General features: G+C 47.5%; 13 protein-coding genes. 5 read left to right on the plus strand and 8 right to left on the minus strand.

From position 1 onward, the window contains the following. Positions 1–66: 66 nt before the first annotated feature. From ASG16_RS12985 to ASG16_RS12995, 3 genes are all read right to left on the minus strand, one after another. A complete protein-coding gene (locus tag ASG16_RS12985) occupies positions 67–681 on the minus strand; it encodes a PH domain-containing protein (RefSeq protein ID WP_048034287.1) in 615 nt (204 codons plus the stop codon). 116 nt (positions 682–797) lie between these two features. Continuing rightward, the gene (locus ASG16_RS12990) at positions 798–1,355 is read right to left on the minus strand and encodes a nitroreductase family protein (RefSeq protein ID WP_056491274.1); all 558 of its coding nucleotides are present in this window, start codon (positions 1,353–1,355) and stop codon (positions 798–800) included. Between the two features lie 66 nt (positions 1,356–1,421). After that, complete coding sequence (locus ASG16_RS12995) at positions 1,422–1,682, minus strand: hypothetical protein (RefSeq protein ID WP_231850509.1); 261 nt, start codon at positions 1,680–1,682, stop codon at positions 1,422–1,424. Positions 1,683–1,749: 67 nt separating this feature from the next. On the opposite strand from ASG16_RS12995, the gene ASG16_RS13000 reads away from it, so the two are divergent. Then, entirely contained in the window at positions 1,750–2,130 is a 381-nt protein-coding gene (locus ASG16_RS13000) for a RidA family protein (protein ID WP_056491273.1), read from the plus strand. Between the two features lie 59 nt (positions 2,131–2,189). On the opposite strand, the gene ASG16_RS13005 is transcribed toward ASG16_RS13000, so the two are convergent. Further along, the gene (locus ASG16_RS13005; protein WP_056491271.1) at positions 2,190–4,715 is read right to left on the minus strand and encodes an SEL1-like repeat protein; all 2,526 of its coding nucleotides are present in this window, start codon (positions 4,713–4,715) and stop codon (positions 2,190–2,192) included. Between the two features lie 637 nt (positions 4,716–5,352). Between ASG16_RS13005 and ASG16_RS13010 the strand changes: the two genes are divergently transcribed. From ASG16_RS13010 to ASG16_RS13025, 4 genes are read left to right on the plus strand one after another with little or no spacing between them, the layout of a single operon-like run. Then, the gene (locus ASG16_RS13010) at positions 5,353–5,880 is read left to right on the plus strand and encodes a TlpA family protein disulfide reductase (protein ID WP_056491269.1); all 528 of its coding nucleotides are present in this window, start codon (positions 5,353–5,355) and stop codon (positions 5,878–5,880) included. 20 nt (positions 5,881–5,900) lie between these two features. Next, positions 5,901–7,703 carry an ABC transporter ATP-binding protein gene (locus ASG16_RS13015; protein WP_241970752.1) on the plus strand — a complete coding sequence of 601 codons (1,803 nt, stop codon included), beginning with the start codon at positions 5,901–5,903 and terminating at the stop codon, positions 7,701–7,703. A 4-nt stretch (positions 7,704–7,707) separates the two neighbouring features. Beyond that, the gene (locus ASG16_RS13020; RefSeq protein ID WP_056491265.1) at positions 7,708–8,280 is read left to right on the plus strand and encodes a MauE/DoxX family redox-associated membrane protein; all 573 of its coding nucleotides are present in this window, start codon (positions 7,708–7,710) and stop codon (positions 8,278–8,280) included. Between the two features lie 34 nt (positions 8,281–8,314). Beyond that, positions 8,315–8,884: a TlpA family protein disulfide reductase gene (locus tag ASG16_RS13025; RefSeq protein ID WP_056491264.1), complete on the plus strand. Its 570-nt coding sequence runs from the start codon at positions 8,315–8,317 to the stop codon at positions 8,882–8,884. 112 nt (positions 8,885–8,996) lie between these two features. On the opposite strand, the gene ASG16_RS13030 is transcribed toward ASG16_RS13025, so the two are convergent. The 4 genes from ASG16_RS13030 to ASG16_RS13045 form a co-directional block, all read right to left on the minus strand. After that, complete coding sequence (locus tag ASG16_RS13030; protein WP_056491263.1) at positions 8,997–9,734, minus strand: PIG-L deacetylase family protein; 738 nt, start codon at positions 9,732–9,734, stop codon at positions 8,997–8,999. 10 nt (positions 9,735–9,744) lie between these two features. Next, entirely contained in the window at positions 9,745–10,761 is a 1,017-nt protein-coding gene (locus ASG16_RS13035) for an N-acetylglucosamine kinase (RefSeq protein WP_056491262.1), read from the minus strand. Then, positions 10,761–12,269 (minus strand): argininosuccinate lyase, encoded by a 1,509-nt coding sequence (argH, locus tag ASG16_RS13040; RefSeq protein WP_056491260.1) that lies wholly within the window; start codon positions 12,267–12,269, stop codon positions 10,761–10,763. Before argH ends, ASG16_RS13035 begins: the two co-directional genes overlap by 1 nt. Before the next feature lie 110 nt (positions 12,270–12,379). Then, the gene (locus tag ASG16_RS13045) at positions 12,380–14,911 is read right to left on the minus strand and encodes an NEW3 domain-containing protein (RefSeq protein WP_082517250.1); all 2,532 of its coding nucleotides are present in this window, start codon (positions 14,909–14,911) and stop codon (positions 12,380–12,382) included. Positions 14,912–14,974: the final 63 nt, after the last annotated feature.

Here is a 14,974-nt window from a genome sequence, read left to right on the forward strand (position 1 = left end):
TCAGTCTTTTTACATATTATAGGAGTCGTTTTGCACGGCTCTCTTTAAAGAGGCTCTTCCCTTTTTTTAGTTATGAATATATTTTTCAAAGACTTTACCAAAGTCTTTAACGACATACTTGTATCGGATGTCTTCCAGCCAATCGAAGGTGTATTGGTTGATGGACTTGAATTGTGAAGCTACGTCTGCTTGCTGGCCTGTTACGCGGCCCAGTGTGCTTTGGGCGACGTGGAGGCTTTCTTTTGCATGCTGGAGCGCAAGTTCGTTATCGTGCATAATCGAGGCGATCTTCACAAGAGCTTTGTAGAGGTCTTTTAGCTCCTCCAAATGCTTTTTGTTGACATCGATCGAGTAGTGCTCACTGCCCATCGTGAACTTGATTTCTACATCCAAATCGACGGTTCCGGCTGTTTCCAAATACACGTCAGAGATCGGGTGTGTATGGTAGGAATAGCGGCGCAGCATGCGTTTTTTGCTAGTGGCACTCGTTCCATCCAGATGAACCAGCCCCAGATTGGTGAAGCAATACTCGTCGGACTTTGATTTGATCAAAAAGTAAATTTTTTCATTATCCTCGTGCATGATGTAATCATCAGCGTCCACCTTGTCGTAATCCGCTGGTTTTACCACGATTCCCACATTGCTCAAGCCAAGTGCGTCTGCCGCAAGCTTTCCAAACATTATGAAACAGCTCCCCTCGATATGTACGTCTAACCTTACCATTTATACGTGCATGGAGGGACTTAGTTGCAAACAACTACTGTGCTTCACCCAGTTTTTTAAGGAGGCCTGCTTGATTACAGCCAGGTCGTCTTTTCTTCCGCTGCCACCCGACTGGTCTTCGGAGCATCTGCCTCAGGATAGCCAATGAACAGTGTGCCCACGACCTTTTTATTTTCAGGCGATCCGAGGAATTGCAGCAAGCGCTCGTCGCGAACCAAGCCGACTCCTCTCGTGCGCCATACCATGCCCAGTCCCAGTTCCTTCGCTGCCAGCCACATGGAGTGAATCGCGCAGCAAACCGCGTATTCGTTATCTTCTGAGGATGCTTCATCCCCTGGGATTACATCAGCGGTGGCGACAATGACGAGCGGTGTTTTTTCCAGGACGGCTAAGGAATCCTGCACGAGATTCGGCTTGGTCGGAAAACGCTCCAGCAAAAATTGCTTCGCGATTTCCTCGAACCGCAGCTTCGCTTCTCCTCTGATCACGTAAAAATGCCACGGCTGACGCAAGCGGTCGTTCGGGGCTAACACTGCGCAATCTAGCAACGCTTGGATTTTTTCGGTTTCTACTTCTTTTGGAATATAGTTACGCACGGCTCTTCTGCTTTTAAGTGCCTCTAGTACGGACATGCTGGGTTCCTCCTCGGTTTTACCATTTTCTTACGAATCCCAATTATTATATCGTATAGGCACCCATCAACGGGAATGAATCGCTAAATGTGCCTGGTGTTCGTCTTCTTTTGCCACGTAAATATCATACTGCTTATGATCTTGTTCTTGGGGCAACATCCCCATGTCTCCCCCTAAATGACGAACTGCATGAGAATGAATGCGTGTGCGAAAACGAATGCCATGAGCACTTAGCTTGTTTACCACACGTATGTATCCTTCATGACCAAACGCAGTGTGGATCAAGCACTTGTACTTGGAAAAAAGGGTGAGAAAAAAATCCATCATCCGCTCCACTCGCCTTCCTTTTTGTAGTATATTCCAATTATTGCGGAAAAGAGAGGGGCATTCTACTATGAACCGAAAGAAAGTGTTCACGGGTTCGCCTTGGGAACCTGTCGTGGGCTATTGCCGCGCAATTCGAGTCGGGAACCGTATTGAAGTGGCTGGCACTACTGCCATGAAGGACGGGGAAGTCGTTGGTTTGGACGATGCCTATGAACAAACGCGGTTCATCCTGGAGACGATTGAGAAAGCATTGCAAGAATTAGATGCTGATTTGTCTCATGTGGTCAGAACGCGGATGTTTGTAACGGATATCAGCAAGTGGGAAGACATCGGAAAAGCACATGGAGAGTTTTTCCGCGAGATTCAGCCAGTCGCTACGATGGTTGAGGTCAAGGCATTGATTGACCCGCGTCTGCTCGTTGAAATTGAAGTGGAAGCCATTGTTTAGCATGCTGGTTAGTTGGAAGCGGACCGACGACTTTTCCTGTCGATCCGCTTTTTGCTTTTTTACGATTGTGTGAGCTCCTCAGGGATATCAAGACCTGCCTTCTCCGTTTCTTCGATATGCTTTTTCACCAGGAGCTCGTCCGCATATTGTGCTTCGTTCCGGTAAATCCTTGCCAGCTCGATATGCGCATGCGGATAATCTCTTTCCAAAGCAGCGTGAAAATAAGTGATGGCGGCGTCGATATTTTTTGCTGTACCGTAGCCATTATAGTAGAAGATTCCCAAATTATAGGCACTGATATCGCCGCCTGCTTCGTAATCCTGGTGATAATAATGCAGTGCCTTTTCGTAGTCTCCTTTTGAATCGTGCAGATAGCCAAGCCACTCAAAAACCGGCGAACCCAATAACTCCCCCTGTTCATAATGCCAGAGGGCCTTGTCCAAATCTTGCGGCACCAGCTCCCCGTCATAATAGGTGGCGCCAAGATTGTTGTGAGCCAGCGCATGACCGTGTTCTGCCGCCTTGCCCATCCAGTACATAGCCTGATCGGCATCAGGCTCCGTGCCTATCCCATGTCGATAGCAGCAGCCTAATCCGTTCATAGCATGGTGGTTGCCTGCCGCAGCCCCTAATTCATACCAGTAAAAAGCTTTATCAGCATTCTCGAAGCCTTCTAGACTGTAATACATATGGGCAAGATTGTTCATGGATGGGGGATAGCCCTTTTCGGCAGCAAGCGTGTCGTACAGAATGGCTTTCTCATAATCACCTGCTTCATACGCTTCCATGCCCAGGTTGTACAACGTTTCTACTGGCGTGTACTGATCTACGCTGTCAACATCGTATTGCTCTCCTTTGGCATAGACCAGCAGTCGCTTGCGAACCTCGGCATCAAAATAATAGCTGTAATAACGATCTTCGACTTCCTCCAGAACGAGCGTTTTATCTGCCCTCGACAGCCCGTACTCGCTTACTAAATAAACGTCGTGGCCCTTGAAGGCATAAGCATAACCCTCAACCAATGCCTTTTTCACCACCAGATCGAATTCGAAATCACTCCATTGTTTTTCCGGCGAAAAGGCGATGTTCCATAATCCATTTCTCTTCAAAGCATACGCATCCTGATGCAGCCAACAAATATTTTCATAATCGTCCAAAGGGAATAACCATGCTGGCTGATCGGCATCCCCATGAAAAACGCCTAGCTTTCCATCTTTTTTCGCCAGCACCTGATCGCCCTGCCCTTTCTCCGTATACACCTGTAAATCAATCAGTTCATCATATTCGTACGGCAGCAAAAGGCTCTCCTGCTGTTTGCCATAAGCGGCGTACTTCTTCCCCTTGCGCAGAACGAGCAGATTCGGAAAATGGGTTTGCCGATTCAATTTATCGAAGCCGGATGCTCCGACAGTGCCATCTTTTTTGTATAAGGTGCTATGACTTGCACCCTTGTGTGGTTTGACGAGGATAAGCCCTTCGTCGATCCGTTCCACCGCCGCCAGAGGGAATTCCCCGACGTATTTCCAATATTCGTTAAAGATTTTCCGATTCTTCCTGCCTTTGACCGCCGTATGGTAAAAGCCGTCCCCACACTTGAAAGCTTCTTCATGCTCAAAATCTATCGTTACAGAACCAGCTTCGTCTAGTACGCCCCACTTTCCGTCTTTCTTTGCCGTATAAAATCCTTGGTAATAGAGCGGTTCCAATTCTTCAAAGTCGGTCGGGACAATTGCTTTTCCTTCCAGATTGATCAGACCATATCGACCGTTTCGTTTGACAATGGCACCAGCCGAGCCGTATTCAAAATCGTAGGCATCCTCCCACTCCAATGAAATAACGATTCTCCCGGATTTATGTACATAGCCGTATTTGCCATCTCGGGCAACCACGGCGAGATCTTCGGAAGCGAAATCGTAAAAGGCATCGAACTGAGGGGCGAGCAATACGTTTCCCTCTTCGTCTTTTATGCCGAACAAGCCGGCTTCCTCAAAAATCTCCACGTCAGGATGTTCTTCATAAGGCTGCCAGATGTGTCCCCAGCCGTATTGGTACTCCTCATAATTGAGCAGCTCGGCAAAAGTACGAAAGCCCGGGTTCACGTCCATCAATTCGGAGTAGTTCAACAGCGAGATGTCATCGTTGTCCATTGCCTTTGTCATGATCTCGTTGTTATGGGCAATATTGGCCCGCAAAGTTTCCGCCTGCTCTTCATGAGGGATGTCATCCATATTGAATACGTCCCAGGCATCGATGTGAAAATACGGAAGCGTTCGTTTTTCCAGATAGCTCAGAAGCTGATTTCTCGCTTCCGAAAATGCTTCTTTGTTACCGATTAACCCTTCCTGTCTCTTCAGGAAATCGTAGAATCGCTTCATGTTTGCGATGCCTGTCTGCGCGTCGTAATAGAGTCCGGAATTGTCCGGTTCGGTATGGTTGTTGTAATTGTTTCCGGCGATCGAACCACCTTCTATGAAGAGCGGTTGCAAGAGTAGGGGAACCTCATAGCCCCATTCCACCATCATCGTGTCGTCGTCTTGCGCTTGAGAAGGTTCACTGACGTTATATACATAGACTCTGTGTGACATGTCTTCTCTCCCTTTGATTTCCAATTGCACTTGATCACATTTAAGCAAATCTAGCTGGGCAAAACAATCCGACTGATGGGCTATCCATTGAAAAAGGCTGACTAGCAAAAATCATGCTGGTCAGCCCAAGACTGTAGAGAACCTCTGTTTTAACGAGTAACGAAAAGAGCTGGCAAAACATCCATAGTGAAATGGCGACTGCGTTATGAGGTGTACGGATAGGAAGAATGTTTGTGAATGCAAAACAAACCTCCAGCTCCACATTTCTAGTGGTTTTGAAGGTTTGTTTGTAGAGGATGATTTAGTATCCTAGCAAATTTTTCGTGTCATACTGGTACCCTCATCCTCTAAATTATTCTTTTTCCTAGCAGCAAGTAAAATTGAGAGGGTTCTGCAAGTTATGTTTTGCTGTCCCCTTTTCTAAAATACAAAACACATTAATGGTGCAGGGAGGATCGAAACCGATTGTTGAATCTTTCTTGACACCAATTAACTTTGAAAATTGATCTAACATAGTCATAACCTCCATTTTTTTACATTTTTTACTTTCAATTCAATTATAATAATTGCAAAACAAACTGTCAAATGATACATTATTTTCTAATAATTACCAAAATGAAGTTTAAGGGAGGTTTCTGTGTACGTTCTCATTCCATTAACGGTAGCAGTTGCTTTATTCGGCATGCAACTCTATTCATACCGAAAGTTCAGGAATATCGTTACTCTCTTTTCTGTAGAAGATTCTTTATTTTCACTTCTAAACCAGTATTTTATCGGTGTAAATCTCAAAGAGTCCCTTATATTCCCCACGCATTTTTCACAAACACCAACCATTGTCATGTTCGCTGCCCCCTCATGTGATACATGCCATCATGAAGTAGAAAGATACTTAACCCATATCAAGAAAAAAACAACCAACCTTCCTTTCTTATGTGCGGTTAAGCAGGATGATTCTGACTATCAGCACTTTATCGACACATTTAGCGGAAAAATTACTATGGTTCCCGTCGACAAAAAAACCATGAGCGAATTGCAAATCATCAACTTCCCAAGCCTGTTTATTGTTGACTCACAGGGGATCATTCGATACGTAGGACGCTCAGTTGGTGAGCTAGTAGACATCTTGCAGCACAAGGAGAAGCAAAAGCTTCACAACATCCAATAAAACTAGAAAAGGTGTTCCTCATGATTGTTCAATCATTTATCAAGCTGTTCACTTTCTTATGGGCACATGCCCGGCTACTTCTCACGCTTTTAGTTTGCTTAACTATCATGATTGGTCTACTACCAGTAGCCACCCTTTGGCTATCCAAAGAAATGATCAATGAGGTCGCGAAAATCATTCAACTCCAAGTGGGTGATTATCGTTATGCTTTTTTCTTACTCTCCCTTCAATTTTTAATAGCGATGGCTACATCTGTGCTTCTCAATATCCAACAATACCTGAATGGAAAGCTTGAAAATGTTTTGGAACTCGCGGCGCAATCACTTGTACTTCAAAAGGTAGAAGCGGTACCGCTTTTCTATTTTGATATTCCCGATTTTTACAATCATTTAGAGAGAGTTCACTTGAATGTGGGCACACGCTTTTTATCACCACTCACGATCCTACTAGAGATCGTTAGAGCCAGCATTACTATTTTCAGTTTCTTGCTCTTTTTGCTTACCGTTCACTGGAGCCTCGTCATTTTAAGTCTGATCGCGGCAATTCCCGTCTTCTTTGTTCAAATTCGGTTTGGCAGTATCAATTATTGGCTCAGATACGGCTTAACCCCCTTAATTCGCGACATACAATATACCAGTTTTTTATTGAAAGATCGGCAGTCAGCCAAGGAAATTCGACTATTTGGCTTAGGTCAAATGCTACTGAAAAGATGGACAACCTCCATTACCCACCAGTTCACTGAAACATTAAAGGTGCTGCGAAAACAACAAGCAACTGAGGTCGGCCTAGATGGGTTTACCGCACTTTTGTACTTTGGGACAGCGGGAATTATTATCTGGTTAATCCGTACCACCTCTATCCAAATCGGTGAGTTTGTAGCAATCGGACAAGCTGTGCAGGGAACACAAGGATTGACCAATCAGCTATCTAACCAGTTCGCCAAAATATTTGGAGAGCTTCTCTATATAAACGATTTTTTTCATTTCATCGAATATGAACACCCTGAAAAGGATACAAGCGACGAAGGCTCGGCTCTCTTTCCTGCACCGCTACAACAGGGCATTTTTATAAATGGATTGTCATTTACCTACGTGAATACGACAAATCCTGTTCTAAGGGATATTCACTTGCACATACGGCCTGGTGAAAAAATCGCAATCGTCGGTGAAAATGGCTCGGGTAAATCAACCTTAGTCAAATGTGTGATGGGGTTGTATCCCATATCACAGGGTGACATTTCCTTCGATGGCCTCAGTATTAGCCAGATCAAACCTGATGATTTACGCAAAAATATGACCGTGATCTTCCAGGATTTCATCAAATACGCCTATACGTTACAAGATAATATTGGTTTTGGTGATACCGAACGAATAAACGATCTAAAATGGATGCAAGAAATTGCCGCTACGGCTGGCGTGGATCAAATCGTTTCCAAACTTCCAGATGGCTACCAAACCTATTTAAGTCGCTATTTGCAAGAGGGAACCGATCTTTCTGGAGGACAATGGCAAAAAATTGCCTTGGCTCGTGCTCTGTTTCGAAATAGTGATATTGTGATTTTAGATGAGCCAACAGCAGCTCTTGATCCCATGACTGAGCTTTCTGTATACCAACTCGTACGAAATCTGACCGAAAATAAAACAACCCTGTTTGTCTCACACCGTATGGCTGCCGCTAAAATGGCAGATCGGATTATCGTGATGAAGGATGGTCAGTTAGTCGAGTCTGGAACGCATGATGAACTGATTTCACGTAATAAAGAATATGCGCAGATGTATCATGCTCAAGCACAATGGTATGCAACACCAGAGGAAAGCAGGTGAAAAATTGGAAATCGCATCCTTTATCTTTCGCATGATTCTAGCACTATTGTTTATAAGCTCGTCTGTATCAAAAATCAAAAACAGCACGACTCATGCTTCAATTGTAAAAGACTACAAAATACTGCCTGAACGATCTATTAGATTTTTTGCCGTCCTCGACACTTATTCTGAATGGCTGATTGGATTGCTACTCCTTTTCGGGCTGTACTATTCCTGGGCAGCTCTGGCTGGTAGTGGTTTACTACTCCTGTATAGCGTGGCTATTGTGGTCAATTTATTGCGCGGAAGACGAGAAATATCATGTGGCTGCGGTGGCATCGTCGGCAATCACAATCTATCATGGGTACTGGTCAGCCGAAACGTCTTGCTCATTGCGATGTGTCTCTGGGTCTATCAAATACCGACCACCTATGGGAATCTCTCATGGGCATTAGAAACAGAAAATTTCAGGACCGTATATGGAGAAGAGTACTGGACGTTAATGATCATCGCATTGTTGTCCACACTTGTGATTCTGATTGGTCAACATCTAACGAGCATTCGGAAGAAAGTACACGAGCTAGTTGCACAAAAATAAATATCATTCCCTCACGAAAAAGGAGAGATCCTCTGTGGAAACGTTTATACAATGGTCTGTGATTGCGTTATGGGTATTTGTCATTGTGCAATTCGTCGTTATCTACCTGCTAACAAAACTAGTAGCCGATTTTATCAATAAATTACAAGCAAAAGAAAAAGAACCGAGTGCAGACAACTGGATAGGCTCCAGAGCCCCGGTTCTGATCGATAACAGTCCATCTGGAACAAGCATTGATTTTACAGAGATGAAAAGCCACTCTACACTTGTACTTTTCACGGCAGAAGGTTGCCCCATATGCCAGCAAATCATTCCTCATTTCGAGCAGGTAAAACTACGATTTCCTCAGCTTAAATTACTCGTTGTTTATTCAGGAAAGCCCTTTCACGAGACCCAAAACCAGGACGATATTCAGTATATCGACTCTAGTATTTCGTTTTCAATGTACCAAATCGATGCCATCCCATCTGCTGTCCTGATCGACAAAAAAGGAATTATCCTTGCCAAAGAATCGGTTCCTACCTTTCATTATCTACTGGCATTGCTTGAAAAACATGTGCATATCGAAGCGGACACCTCGGAGTTCATTCCTGCGTCGCTCTAAATCAGCGGGGTGTCGTGTGTAATTATGACAAATAAAAAAGACTGCCGACTTTTTCGACAGTCTGAGGCTGACTAGCAAAAATCATGCTGGTCAGCCCTTTCTACTTTTTAGACTACAGGTCAATGACAGGAATACTCCCACCCACACTAACCGGTTCAATCACCTTGCCCGCAGACCGCACCAAAGTAAAATACTCATAGCAACCAATGACACCAAAATCCCCATCGATAACTCCCGGATAAGCGCGATTCACGGAATACTCCTGACTTAAGTGAGCCTTCAGCGCCTCTCCTTTTTGAGTCCGATAGCCCGAAATATCGACCTTGCCTGTAATCGGAACTGCTGGCTTTGGACCATGATCCGGGCAATGATCGTAGTAGTGCGGGATCGAAACATAGTACAGATCAGGATATTCTGCCGGAGTCAAGCTTGCCTCCGCTTGTTCGACCGCTCGCGTTGTCGCCTCGCACGTGACGATATGATCGGGATGACCCGTTACCCCGTCAGGCGGAAACGTAACGACGACGTGGGGCTTCCATTCCTCTATCGCTTCCCGAATCTTAGCCGCCAGCGCATCCAAATCAGCATTTTGCAAGGAACCATCCGCGTACCGGAACAAGTCGAGACGACTGATTCCGAGCACTTCCGCCGCTGTTTTCAGCTCTAGCTCTCGATGTTTTGCCAGCTTTTCTCTGCAATCGATATCGAATGGACCGCTGCGTCCTTTGCAGCCGGAGGTAATGCACAAATAACACGTTTCATATCCAGCGTCCTTGCACTTTGCCAACGTTCCCCCGCAGGCAAAAGATTCATCGTCAGGATGGGGAAAGACAACCATTACTCTTTTCATTACTAGCACCTCACTTGCCGCTCGATTGGCGTTCTAAATAAGCCAATCCTTTTGCTATGACACCGTAAATCGGATCGTTTTGCGCATTTTCGATGACGACCTGCGAAGCATACTCTCGGACGCGCTCTACGACGATCTCTCGCACCCGATCATCGTTTTGCAAAACGCCTCCCTGCATGATCATATGAAACGGCTTGGCTTTCATTTGCAACGTATCTATGACAGCCCGAGCAGCATCGAAAAGCTCTTCGCCTGCGACCTGCAAAATAGCTACTGCCACCTTGTCTCCGTCAAGTGCCGCTCGACTGACCAACGGCGACAGCTCTCCTACCTTCTCTACGGAATAATGCTCACTGTACGTCCAGTTAAACAATTCATCTACGCGTCCCAGTCCAACGTGCGGGAGGAGCAGCTCCTTCAGTACGGTCGGCTCACCGCGGCCATCCGCTGCTTTTAATACAGCCATAATCGCTTGCTTGCCGATCCAGTAGCCGCTGCCCTCGTCACCGACCCGATGCCCCCAGCCTCCTGCTCGCGCCGTTTCTTGTTCATCGTTTACACCAAAAGCAATCGAGCCTGTGCCTGCGATGACCAGAATGCCGGATTTCCCTCCGGTCGCACCGAGCAAGGCCGCAAACCCGTCGTTTTCCACAATCAACTGCTGGACGCGAATACCGAGCTGGTGCAGCACCTTGCTCACCATCCGCGAGATTACCTGTCGATCATACTCCGTGTCCAGGCCAGCGATCCCGAACACCGCGCATTCGATTTCCCATTCGATTGGTCCATCCGGTGTCGGAGCGCCGCTTATAAAAGGATCAACTGTTTGACGAGCAATCGCATCGTCCAGAGCTTGGCTGATTGCTGCAACCAACTCACGAGCTGCCGCTTCCTCCCCGATCCCTTGATAATTGCATGAACCGGAGCGTCCTGCACCGATTTCATTTCTGGAGCGGTCCACCAATACCGCCAGACACTTGGTGCCCCCTCCGTCCACTGCCAGAAGAGGTATTCGCACCACTGCCATTACCCCACACTCCATTCGGCTGTCATCTGATCAAGCCCTTTCATCACATTCGCAATCGCCTGCTTTTTCTGTGCCAACCATTCTGTTTCCTGCTGGAGAACTGTTTGACGAACGGCGATCATGCGCTTCATTTCTTCTGGATTGGGGCCACCAGGTAGCTTGCGGATCATTACGAAATGAACCGGGTCAAGCGCCAGTCTGAGCTCTTCTGCTGTGAGCGACAGCTCCCGCCCGATTACTTCCATGGCTGCACGGTTTACCAGCTCCAAGCTGATTTGGTTTGCAGCGAGTTGCTCGCTCATTGCTTCTTTTACCACACGACTCACGATGTGATGCGATTTGCGGAACGAGAGCTGATCCGTGCGCACCAATGTATCCGCCAGCTCCGTGACAGTCGCAAAGCTGCCCTTTGCCCGCTCCAAAAGGACGTCCTTGTTCACTTCCATCGTACCCACAACGCTTGCCATCAAACGATACATCTGCTCGAGTACTCCCATGCTCCGCCACGCGTATGGCTGCATGTCATCCTCGGTATCCACGATATCGCCAAAAGGGGTATTGTGCATCATCGTAAGCACTGTCGTCGCATTTCCTGCTGCACTGGACAACAGAGAGCGCATATGCTCAAAGGAAACCGGATTTCGCTTTTGCGGCATGATGGAGCTGATCTGCACGTATGGACTCGCGACTTTTAACCCCGCGAACTCTTGTGTGCACCACAGCAGCATATCTTGAACCGTACGCCCCAAATTAATCGCTGCCAATTGAACGGCTGTCGCTACTTCCCCCAAATAATCTGCGCCGCAGACTGCATCATAGGAATTTTCCACCAGCTCATCAAATCCGAGCAATTCGCGCATCCGCTCCCGGCTGATTGTAAAGCCAGAAGTCGTCAAGGCCGCTGCTCCCATTGGTGAGCGATTGACTGTGTGATAGGCCTGGATCAGTCGCTTGATATCACGGCTGAGCATGTCAGTAGCCGCCATGATGTAATGCGCCATTGTCGTCGGCTGTGCCTGCTGCGTGTGTGTGTAACCAATCATGATCGTATCCACATGCTCATTTGCAAAGAGGAGCAAATGCTCTTTCAGATAGAGGGCAGAAGCCAAAGTTACCAACAATTTTTCACGCAGCACCATGCGGTATATGGTAATCCCCATGTCGTTGCGGCTGCGAGCCAGATGCAGATTTCCTGCCACATCAGGAGCCAGTTCCAGTAGACGGCTCTCTACCTGAAAGAACAGATCTTCAAACTGTCCGGTGTAATGCGATTGGCGCAGCTCTTCCATTTCGATCCCACACAGTGCACCAGCAATTCTTTTGGCCTCATCGTCTGTGAGCAAGTCTTGTTCACGAAGCATGATCAAATGCGCCTTGTTGATCGCCATCATCGGATGCAGCAGATGCTGCTTCGCTTCATTGAATGCAGGCTCCAATACTGCCTCCACGTATGTCTTGCCAGGGAAACTGGCTCCCTCCTGTTGAAAAATTCGCTCTCTGTAATTCATCTTCCTTGCATCTCCTTCCCTACCCATTCGTAAGCTGCTTCTATTTTTGTGTCTGATCTTTCTTTTAGGAGGGAGGCGACCGCCGAACGATCGCCTTCCTTCTACTATGATTACTGCTGTGGGCTGATCATGTTGACAAACAATCGGATCGCACCCGGTACGAGTGATGGAATTTCGCGATACCATACGAGCGAGCTGTAGGTATACGTTCCTTTTCCATACTTGGCAGTAAGGTACGTACCCGTAAATTCCTTCTCGCCTTCGTCTCCATTGGAGATGAGCTCTGTGTATTCCTTGCCCCACTCGGATGGATTATAAGCGGAACGATCCTGAATCCAGTTGTCCCAATCTTCCTCCGTGATTTTGTTTGGCGAATGGAACAAAGCATGATCAGGCGCCAGTACTGTTACTTTGGAGTTTTCGTCTGTGACACGCCATTGAATCAGCGGAGCACCGATTTTGATCGGATAAGGTGCCAGCTCGGGCTTCCATTTATCCTCTGGCTTGTGGTATTGCACGACCAGATTTCCGCCGTTTTCCACGTATTTCAGCAAGCGTGCATTCGAAGGAATCAACTCAGGTCGGAATCCATAAGCGCGAATACCCAGCACAATCGTATCGTATTGATCCAGATCGCCAGACTCGATGTCTTTTGCCGACAGATTGGTCACATCGACTCCCAATTGGGACAAATACTGATCGATATTGTCAAAGCCACTGGATACGTAACCGACCTTCAATCCTTCCGGCACCTTCAGGTCAAATGCCTGGATGGCAAGCGTCGCTGGTTGGACAAAGTAAGTCGTACCGATATGCGGGTAACGGATGACCTGGGCCCCGTGTCGGCTCTCTTTACCACTGCCAGACGCTACTGCTGTCACCGTATACTTATCCGGTTGGACCGAAGCATCTGCTTTGACCGTAAAGGCAACCGACTTCGTTTCTCCCTTGGCACTAAAGGCGAGCGGTGCTGCTTGTGGTTCTACACTCCAGCCTTTTGGTACGTCCAGAGAGATGTTGGTTTTCGCTGCACCTGGATTGTAGTTTTTCACCGTAACCTTGACCGGGATTGGCTCCTCTGGCTTCTGCGTATTCAAAACCGTCGCATTTGGACTCAGCACCATAGAAAAAGATGGAAGAACTGCAATGGCATCTGCTGGTGTCACATGGCTATTCGCCGTCGAGCCTGCAAAGCTGTAGCTGACGTCTGCCGTAATGGCGAAAGCGGCATACGGTTGGAACAGAGCAGCATCAGAAGGAACCGTGACATCAAATGTCGTTTTCACCGTCTGATTGTAGCCGAGCGATGAGAAGCTGGTGGTCGATTGCGGCTTGGCTTGCCAGCCTTTTGGTACATTCAGCCTGAGATTGATCTTCCCGACTTTTGCTTGGCCGCCGTTGTAAGCCGTGACCGTTACTTTCGTTGTTTGGCCTGCTACCAGCTCAGTTGTCTCAGGCTTTACTTTGGTTACGAGCGAGAGCGCTTCGGCACTCGCCTTGTTCAGTTGGGATTTCTTCACTCCCAAACGATGGCGCAAGTCTGTTTTCGTGTCAGTTGGCAGGGAGGACGCTTCGACTACTGCCGTCGCTTTTTCCACATCCGCCAGCATTTCATGCGCTTCCTTGGCTACTGAGGCAAAGCTTGGGTATGCAGCAATGACCTCTGCGGCATCCTTTTGCAGCTTTTTCAATTCACCCGCGACTTTTTCCCCACCAGACTGGCTGGCCACTTCCTTGGCTAAATCGTCAAACGAATAGGAAATTCCCTCAAAAAAGTCTGCTTCCTTGTCTTTTGTCTCTACGATGGCTTGATCGAGCTTGTAATAATTGAAGCTTGGCCCTTCGTCATAGTGGCGTCCCATCCCCTGGCTCTTGTGCATGAAACGGGATTCTTCGCCGAGTTGGACGTAAGAGGCACCATAAATTTCGTCATAGTCGCCAACAGGCACCTTGACCGAGTAATCCTGTTCCTTTGCAGGCAGATACAGCTTCTTCACCTGCCAAGGAGCCAAGCCTTCTTTTGCATGCTGTGGAAAAACGTTTGGATCTGCGGCATCCTTGAATGCCCGCACTGTAATGACATTAATCGCGCGATGATGACCGTGAGTCGAAGGTTCGTTCAAAAATGCGGGAATCACGACATCGGGTCTCAGTGTCCGGATACGGCGGATGAGCTTTTCGTACGCGACATCCTCGCCCCATTTTTGCAAGGTTTCATCCGGGCTTTTGGAAAAGCCGAAGTCAAAAATAGGGTCATCGATCTTTTCACTGAGGTTCTCCAGATGGATGTTCGTGATTTTGGAAGCTTCCTGCAATTCGCGGGTACGAATGATCCCCAGCGCATTACCCAGCTCGCTGCCTATCTCGTTCTGTCCTCCCTCGCCTCGGTTCGCAATGACACTGGATGTGTCCACCCCTTTGCCAAGCGACAAATACGCGAGCATCGAACTGTGCTCATCGTCCGGATGTGCGCCGGTGTTCATCGCACTGGCAATCGTGGTGAGCGGCTTGATGGCTTTCCACAGGTCGACAACCCCGCGGTCTGCATGGGCGGTCTCGGGTGCTACCGGCATAATCAGACTTGTGGCTAGCACCGCAGCAGTCGTAATCGTGTACAGCTTGGCAAGTTTCCCCTTACTCAATGAACGTTCCTCCATTCCATTTTCAGATTGAGGTCTATATCAATCATGGCGGTCTGTACGTTT

Origin of the sequence: Brevibacillus sp. Leaf182, assembly GCF_001423865.2 — a bacterium.
GTDB classification, from domain to species: Bacteria; Bacillota; Bacilli; order Brevibacillales; family Brevibacillaceae; genus Brevibacillus; species Brevibacillus brevis_C.